The organism is Salmonella sp. SAL04214 (genome assembly GCF_046550615.1).
Taxonomy (GTDB): Bacteria; Pseudomonadota; Gammaproteobacteria; order Enterobacterales; family Enterobacteriaceae; genus Salmonella; species Salmonella enterica.
The window spans coordinates 247,500-255,026 of sequence record NZ_JBGDXT010000007.1; the positions used below are offsets into that span (position 1 = coordinate 247,500).

The 7,527-nt window shown below is 52.1% G+C and carries 10 protein-coding genes; 6 read left to right on the forward strand and 4 right to left on the reverse strand.

Translation table 11 applies throughout. The features are described from left to right. Positions 1 to 11: 11 nt before the first annotated feature. Genes rsmB through def form a run of 3 tightly spaced genes read right to left on the reverse strand, consistent with a single transcriptional unit; the run spans position 12 to position 2,825 of the window. Positions 12 to 1,301 carry a 16S rRNA (cytosine(967)-C(5))-methyltransferase RsmB gene (gene rsmB, locus ACLJQD_RS14350; protein WP_017442190.1) on the reverse strand — a complete coding sequence of 430 codons (1,290 nt, stop codon included), beginning with the start codon at positions 1,299 to 1,301 and terminating at the stop codon, positions 12 to 14. A gap of 51 nt (positions 1,302 to 1,352) precedes the next feature. Then, positions 1,353 to 2,300, reverse strand: coding sequence for a methionyl-tRNA formyltransferase (gene fmt / locus ACLJQD_RS14355; protein ID WP_001285165.1), 948 nt, complete (start codon positions 2,298 to 2,300; stop codon positions 1,353 to 1,355). Positions 2,301 to 2,315: 15 nt separating this feature from the next. Further along, positions 2,316 to 2,825, reverse strand: a complete 510-nt coding sequence (gene def / locus ACLJQD_RS14360; RefSeq protein WP_000114987.1) for a peptide deformylase — start codon at positions 2,823 to 2,825, stop codon at positions 2,316 to 2,318. 131 nt (positions 2,826 to 2,956) lie between these two features. Here def and dprA point away from each other — a divergent pair, with 131 nt between their 5' ends. Genes dprA through ACLJQD_RS14390 form a run of 6 tightly spaced genes read left to right on the forward strand, consistent with a single transcriptional unit; the run spans position 2,957 to position 6,749 of the window. Next, the gene (gene dprA, locus ACLJQD_RS14365; protein WP_000124529.1) at positions 2,957 to 4,081 is read left to right on the forward strand and encodes a DNA-protecting protein DprA; all 1,125 of its coding nucleotides are present in this window, start codon (positions 2,957 to 2,959) and stop codon (positions 4,079 to 4,081) included. Continuing rightward, the gene (smg, locus tag ACLJQD_RS14370; protein WP_010835147.1) at positions 4,053 to 4,526 is read left to right on the forward strand and encodes a DUF494 family protein Smg; all 474 of its coding nucleotides are present in this window, start codon (positions 4,053 to 4,055) and stop codon (positions 4,524 to 4,526) included. Before dprA ends, smg begins: the two co-directional genes overlap by 29 nt. 26 nt (positions 4,527 to 4,552) lie before the next feature. Further along, the gene (locus tag ACLJQD_RS14375; RefSeq protein ID WP_001129708.1) at positions 4,553 to 5,095 is read left to right on the forward strand and encodes a type I DNA topoisomerase; all 543 of its coding nucleotides are present in this window, start codon (positions 4,553 to 4,555) and stop codon (positions 5,093 to 5,095) included. A gap of 4 nt (positions 5,096 to 5,099) precedes the next feature. Then, positions 5,100 to 5,672 carry an L-threonylcarbamoyladenylate synthase type 1 TsaC gene (tsaC, locus tag ACLJQD_RS14380; RefSeq protein ID WP_001063613.1) on the forward strand — a complete coding sequence of 191 codons (573 nt, stop codon included), beginning with the start codon at positions 5,100 to 5,102 and terminating at the stop codon, positions 5,670 to 5,672. Between the two features lie 4 nt (positions 5,673 to 5,676). Further along, positions 5,677 to 6,495: a shikimate dehydrogenase gene (aroE, locus tag ACLJQD_RS14385; protein WP_000451205.1), complete on the forward strand. Its 819-nt coding sequence runs from the start codon at positions 5,677 to 5,679 to the stop codon at positions 6,493 to 6,495. Then, positions 6,492 to 6,749, forward strand: a complete 258-nt coding sequence (locus tag ACLJQD_RS14390; RefSeq protein WP_001070575.1) for a DUF1488 domain-containing protein — start codon at positions 6,492 to 6,494, stop codon at positions 6,747 to 6,749. The genes aroE and ACLJQD_RS14390 overlap by 4 nt, the downstream gene beginning before the upstream one ends. Here ACLJQD_RS14390 and ACLJQD_RS14395 read toward each other — a convergent pair. Beyond that, the gene (locus ACLJQD_RS14395; RefSeq protein WP_001285635.1) at positions 6,725 to 7,279 is read right to left on the reverse strand and encodes a gamma carbonic anhydrase family protein; all 555 of its coding nucleotides are present in this window, start codon (positions 7,277 to 7,279) and stop codon (positions 6,725 to 6,727) included. The two genes, ACLJQD_RS14390 and ACLJQD_RS14395, sit on opposite strands and share 25 nt — an antisense overlap. Positions 7,280 to 7,527: the final 248 nt, after the last annotated feature.

Here is a 7,527-nt window from a genome sequence, read left to right on the forward strand (position 1 = left end):
CCGTTATCTCATCACTTCTTGATTAGCTTAGCGTAAAAGAACCCATCACCTTCTTCGCCGCCCGGCAGATTCTGCTGTCCTGGCTGATCAGGTGTTCCCGTTTCGCTGAGCGCGGCATCGGGAGTGCGTTGCAAAAAGGCTTTGATCTGATCGCGGTTTTCTTCCGGCAGTACGGAACAGGTGGCGTAAACCAGCGTCCCGCCGGGCTTCAGGCGCGGCCAGACGGCATCAAGAATTTCCGCCTGTAATTGCGCCAGTTCCGCGATATCGCGATCGCGACGCAGCCATTTGATATCTGGATGACGGCGAATGACGCCGGTTGCGGAGCAGGGCGCATCCAGCAGAATACGGTCAAACTGCTGCTCGCCGCACCATTGGGCGGGATAACGTCCATCCCCTTGTTGAACTGTCGCTTTCATCCCAAGACGCTTTAGGTTGTCGTAAACGCGGGAGAGGCGTTGTTCATCAATATCAACCGCCAACACGTCTGCTTCGGGGGCCACTTCGAGAATATGCGTGGTTTTACCGCCGGGCGCGGCGCACAAGTCTAAAATGTGCTCACCGTTCTGAGGAGCGAGAAAAACCGCACATCCCTGCGCAGAGGCATCCTGGACAGTTACCCAACCCTCAGCAAAACCGGGTAAAGCATGTACCGGAGCTGGCGTTTCCAGACGTACAGCGTCGGGATAATCGGGATGGGGATATCCCTTCATGCCTGCGTCTTCAAGTAAGCCAAGCCAACCGTCGCGGGTGTGGTGTGTACGATTTACACGTAGCCACATCGGCGGACGCTGGTTATTCGCATCAATAATGTGTTGCCACTGTGTGGGGTAAGCATTTTGTAAACGCTTTACCAGCCAACCTGGATGTAAAAAGCGCGCATCGCTGGTCGCAAACTCATTAAGCAACGTTTCCTGCTGGCGCTGGAACTGGCGCAGGACGCCGTTAATTAACCCTTTCAACTGCGGACGTTTGATGGCGACCGCGCCTTCAACGGTTTCAGCCAGCGCCGCATGGGGAGGAACGCGGGTGTACAGCAACTGATAAAAGCCGACCATAATTAAGTAATGCACTGTACGCTGCTTGCCGGTCATTGGACGAGACATCAGCTTATTGATCAGCCATTCCAGCTGTGAAAGGGTGCGCAGGACGCCAAAGCACAGCTCCTGAAGTAGCGCTTTGTCTTTATCGGCGACTTTTTGTTGCAGCGGCGGGAGCACATTACTTAATGATTGTCCCTGCTCGACGACCTGTTCAACGGCCTGTGCCGCCAGACTACGTAAATTGTTTTGTTTTTTCATATGTATAAAATAAAAATGCCCGGTAACACCGGGCGTATAAAGACGTGACCGTCAGGCAAGACGGTTACCAGGAATAAACCATTCCCTGCGTGAATTTAACAGATCCTGGGCGCTCATCGCTTTTTTGCCAGCAGGCTGAAGCGAAAGCAAATTTAATATCCCCTTGCCTGTTGCAACCTGAATACCCTGTTTCGTCGCGGCCAGAATGGTTCCCGGCAGCGACTGCGTGGCGTCCTCAATGACGGATGCCTGCCAGACTTTTACCGGCTGACCGTCGATTTCCAGCCAGCTCATTGGCCACGGATTAAAGGCGCGAATGCAACGCTCCAGCTGTGCTGCGGAGAGAGACCAGTCAATACGCGCTTCTTCTTTACTGAGCTTTTCCGCATGAGTGACCAGCGCTTCATTCTGCGCTTCAGGCGTCGCTGTGCCGTCCGCCAGTTGTTTTAGTGTGGTAATTAACCCCTGCGGGCCAAGTTCAGCCAACTTATTATACAGTGAGCCACTGGTATCTTCTGCGGTAATCGGGCACGCAAGTTTATACAGCATGTCGCCGGTATCCAGCCCTACATCCATCTGCATAATTGTGACGCCGGTTTCCGCATCGCCTGCCCAGAGTGAGCGCTGAATAGGCGCCGCGCCGCGCCAGCGTGGAAGCAGCGAACCGTGAACGTTGATACATCCGAGACGGGGCATATCCAGCACTGCCTTTGGGAGAATCAGACCATATGCTACGACAACCATGACGTCGGCATGTAAGTCAGCAACCAGATGCTGGTTTTCCTGAGGACGAAGCGACACGGGCTGGAAAACGGGCAGGCCTTTTTCTTCCGCCAGCACTTTTACCGGGCTGGGCATCAACTTTTTGCCGCGACCTGCTGGACGATCGGGTTGGGTAAATACGCCGACAACGTTATGTCCAGAAGTTAACAGCGCGTCGAGATGACGCGCTGCAAAGTCAGGTGTACCCGCAAAAATAATACGTAGTGAATCTGACACGTTGGTTCTTGTCCTTTAAGCCCGGGCGTTCAGGCGGTCGAGTTTTTCTACTTTCTGACGAATACGTTGTTGCTTCAGCGGCGACAAATAATCGATAAACAGTTTACCGACCAGATGATCCATCTCATGCTGAATGCAAATTGCCAGCAAACCATCCGCTTCAAGCTCAAACGGGTTGCCGTCGCGATCCAGCGCGCGGATTTTCACTTTCTCGGCGCGCGGCACTAAAGCGCGCTGTTCCGGAATCGACAGACAGCCTTCTTCTATACCCGTTTCGCCACTTTTCTCCAGCAATTCCGGGTTAATGAGTACCAGGCGCTCGTCGCGGTTTTCCGAAACGTCAATCACGATGATCCGCTGGTGGATATCGACCTGCGTTGCGGCCAGACCGATACCTTCTTCCGCGTACATCGTTTCGAACATATCATCGACGATACGCTGAATTTCTGCATTCACTTCTTCAACCGGCTTTGCGACTTTGCGAAGGCGCTCGTCCGGAATATGTAACACTTGCAAAACTGACATAATTATCCAGAGTTGTGTTCAGGAGTTGAAAAGATTATTACCTCTATTCTAGACAAATCCCCACCTGATTGACAGCATCAGTGACCAATCGCAAAGATTGTTCAGACTGCTTGTGGCAGGGGAGGGAAAGGATGGCCCGTACCGAAATTTGGTTACGTTTAATGTACGTCGGCGACCTTTATGGCGAGGCGATGTTGAACATGGCGAATTCGCTTATTCGCCAGCCTCAGATAAATCGCACGCACCTTCAGGAGGCTGGTCTTACCGCGCGGCAAGCTGAACGTTTTTTACAGCTTCCAGCAGGTGTGCTTGATGAGACGTTACGCTGGCTTGAACTACCGCAGCACCATTTTCTGTGTGCGGATAGTGAAATTTATCCTCCCCAACTGCGTGCTATTGACGATTATCCCGGCGCTATTTTTATTGACGGCGATCCTGCCTGTCTGCATACCTGCCAACTTGCCGTCGTAGGGAGCCGGAGCCACTCCTGGTATGGAGAACGTTGGGGACGTCTGCTTTGCGAAAGCCTTGCGAAAAGCGGTTTGACGATCACCAGCGGCCTTGCCCGGGGAATTGATGGCGTAGCACACAACGCCGCGGTGAGTATGGGGGGAAAAAGTGTAGCGGTGTTAGGGAATGGCTTGGCAAAGATTTATCCTCGCCGACATGCCATGCTGGCTGAAAACTTGATTGCCACCGGCGGCGCAGTGGTCTCAGAATTTCCGCTTTCAACGCCTCCGCTACCGCAACATTTTCCTCGCAGAAACCGTATCATCAGCGGACTGAGCAAAGGCGTGCTGGTGATTGAGGCGGCGTTGCGCAGCGGTTCGTTGGTGACGGCGCGCTGCGCGCTTGAACAGGGGCGGGACGTTTTTGCATTACCAGGTCCTATCGGTAGTCCGGGAAGCGAAGGCACGCACTGGTTAATTAAACAAGGGGCCACGCTTGTGACGACGCCGGAGGATATTCTGGAAAATTTGCAATACGGCTTACACTGGTTGCCAACTACGGCGGAAAATTCACTTTATTCACTAAATCAGGATGAGGCGGCATTGCCATTTCCTGAGCTCCTGGCTAACGTAGGAGATGAGGTAACACCTGTTGACGTCGTCGCTGAACGTGCCGGCCAACCTGTGCCAGCGGTAGTGGCTCAGCTACTCGAACTGGAGTTAGCAGGATGGATCGCAGCTGTACCCGGCGGCTATGTCCGATTAAGGAGGGCAAGCCATGTTCGACGTACTAATGTATTTGTTTGAAACATACATCCATAACGAAGCCGAGCTGCGCGTGGATCAGGACAGACTGGAGCGTGATCTCACCGACGCCGGGTTTGATCGCGAAGACATCTACAATGCGCTGCTGTGGCTGGAAAAACTCGCTGACTATCAGGATGGCCTCGCGGAACCCATGCAACTTGCTTCCGACCCTCTTTCAATGCGCATTTATACGGCTGAAGAGTGTGAAAGGCTTGATGCCAGTTGCCGGGGGTTCCTGTTATTCCTTGAGCAGATTCAGGTGCTAAACCTCGAAACACGAGAAATGGTGATTGAGCGTGTGCTGGCGCTGGATACCGCAGAGTTTGACCTGGAAGACTTGAAATGGGTTATTTTGATGGTGTTATTCAACATTCCGGGCTGTGAAAACGCCTATCAGCAAATGGAAGAATTACTCTTTGAGGTAAATGAAGGTATGCTGCATTGATAGGTGTTAATGCTGCATGAGTGAATATGGCTAAATCAGCACTGTTTTCGGTGCGTAAAAATGAGCCCTGCCCGCAGTGCGGGGCCGAACTGGTAATTCGTTCCGGGAAACATGGTCCGTTTCTCGGCTGTTCTCGCTATCCGGAATGCGATTACGTTCGTCCGCTGAAAAGTCAGGCGGACGGACATATCGTTAAAATTCTGGAGGGGCAACTGTGTCCTGAGTGTGGCGCCGTACTGGTGCTGCGTCAGGGGCGCTTTGGTATGTTCATCGGATGCAGTCAGTATCCGCAATGTGAACATACAGTGGTTATTGATAAACCGGATGAAACGGCGATTGCCTGTCCAGCCTGCCAGCAAGGACATTTGGTCCAGCGCCGTTCTCGTTACGGTAAAATCTTTCATTCCTGCGATCGTTACCCGGAATGTCAGTTTGTCATTAACTTCACACCGGTTGCGGGGGAATGCCCCGAGTGCCATTATCCGCTACTCATCGAAAAGAAAACCGCGCAGGGCGTGAAGCGCTTTTGCGCCAGTAAACAATGTGGAAAGCCGGTTCCGGTGGAATAAACAAGTGAATAATAACCTGCCAACAGGATCTATCGCCGCGGCGGTAGATCTCCTGAATAAAGAAAATGTCATCGCTTATCCAACAGAAGCCGTTTTCGGCGTCGGCTGCGATCCCGATAGTGAAACAGCCGTTACGCGCCTGCTGGCGTTAAAACAACGGCCCGTCGATAAGGGACTCATTTTGATTGCCGCCAGCTTTGAGCAGTTAAAACCTTATATTGATGACAGCATACTTACCGCCGCACAGCGTAAAGCGGTATTTGATTGCTGGCCCGGGCCGGTAACGTTTGTTTTTCCTGCGCCCGCGACAACGCCGCGGTGGCTCACGGGACGTTTTGATTCCCTGGCCGTTCGTGTTACCAACCACCCGCTGGTGGTCGCGCTATGCAATGCGTATGGCAAACCGCTGGTTTCCACCAGCGCCAATCTGAGCGGATTACCGCCATGTCGTACCGTTGAAGAGGTGCGTGCGCAATTTGGCGATGATTTTCCGGTGGTTGAAGGCGCAACGGGTGGGCGTCTAAATCCTTCAGAAATTCGCGATGCTCTGACGGGCGAACTGTTTCGACAGGGGTAATATGATGGAAACCTATGCTGTTTTTGGAAATCCGATTGCGCACAGCAAATCGCCATTTATTCATCAGCAATTTGCTCAGCAGCTAGATATTGTTCACCCCTATGGTCGCGTGCTGGCCCCTATTAATAATTTCATTAATACGCTTGATGCCTTTTTCGCGGCAGGGGGAAAAGGCGCAAACATCACAGTACCTTTTAAAGAGGAGGCGTTTGCGCGATCGGATGAGTTAACGGAACGAGCATCGCTGGCGGGAGCAGTCAATACATTAAAGCGGCTGGAAGATGGTCGTTTGCTTGGCGACAATACTGACGGTATCGGTTTATTAAGCGATCTCAAACGTTTAAATTTTATCCGCCCAGGATGGCGTATTTTGCTGATTGGCGCGGGCGGCGCATCCCGGGGCGTGCTGTTACCTCTGCTTTCTTTGGATTGCGCGGTCACTATCACCAACCGTACAGCTTCACGTGCCGAAGCGTTGGCGAAAATCTTTGCTCATACCGGCAGCGTTCATGCCACGGATATGGACAAGCTGGATGGTTGTGAGTTTGACCTGATTATTAATGCGACCTCCAGCGGCATACGGGGCGAAATCCCGGCGATTCCGGCGTCACTTATTCACCCTTCCCTCTGTTGCTATGACATGTTCTATCAAAAAGGGAATACGCCATTTCTCTCCTGGTGTGTACAACAGGGCGCAAAACGCTACGCAGATGGGCTGGGAATGCTGGTGGGGCAGGCTGCACATGCCGTTTTGCTTTGGCACGGTGTATTACCGCAGGTCGAGCCAGTGATTGAGCTGCTACAGCAGGAATTATTAGCGTGAACCAGGCTATACAATTTCCTGACCGCGAAGAATGGGATACTGCTGCCAGCGCTGTCATCTTTCCCGCCCTGGTTAATGGGATGCAACTCACGTGTGCAATAAAAAAAGATGTACTGGCGTATCGCTTTGGTGGAGAAACAGCGGAGCAATGGCTGGCCATTTTTCGTGAGTATCGCTGGGACCTGGAAGAAGAGGCTGAAGCATTAATCCTGGCCCAGCAGGAAGACGATCACGGTTGGATATGGTTATCCTGAGAAAGATAGTCGTCTTTCCATTTTACATAGTTATTGGCGGAGTACTGCAGGCCCGATCTCTCAGCATCGCTCAGGGGGCGGATCTGTTTTACCGGACTGCCAAGATATAAATAGCCGCTTTCCAGCCGTTTGTGCTGCGGCACCAGGCTTCCCGCGCCAATCATTACGTCATCTTCTATTATCGCGCCATCCAGCACAATGGAGCCCATACCGACCAGTACGCGGTTACCGATGGTACAGCCGTGCAGCATAACTTTATGGCCAACGGTAACATCTTCGCCAATGATTAATGGGTTGCCGTGTGGATTGGATGGAGACTTGTGGGTTACGTGAAGAACGCTGCCATCCTGAATGTTCGTACGAGCCCCTATCGCAACGTAATTCACATCGCCGCGAATCACCACAAGCGGCCAGATCCCGACATCATCCGCCAGACGGACATCGCCAATAACCACGCTGCTGGTATCGATCATCACGCGCTGACCGATTTCAGGAAAAAGATCCTTATAAGGACGTAATGTGTCAGACATGTCTACCTCATCATAAATGAATAGTCATGAAGACTTTGGTTGCTTTAACGGCGTTGTGCAAGGGGAGATAGCATCAAAAAATCGCCACTTTGCGCAGGAATGGAGCGAAAGGGATGAAAAATCAACAAACAGAAAAAAAGATCCAAAAAACGCTTGTGCAAAAAAATGGGATCCCTATAATGCGCCTCCATCGACACGGCGGATGTGAATCACTTCACACAAACAGCCGGTCGGTTGAAGAGAAAAAT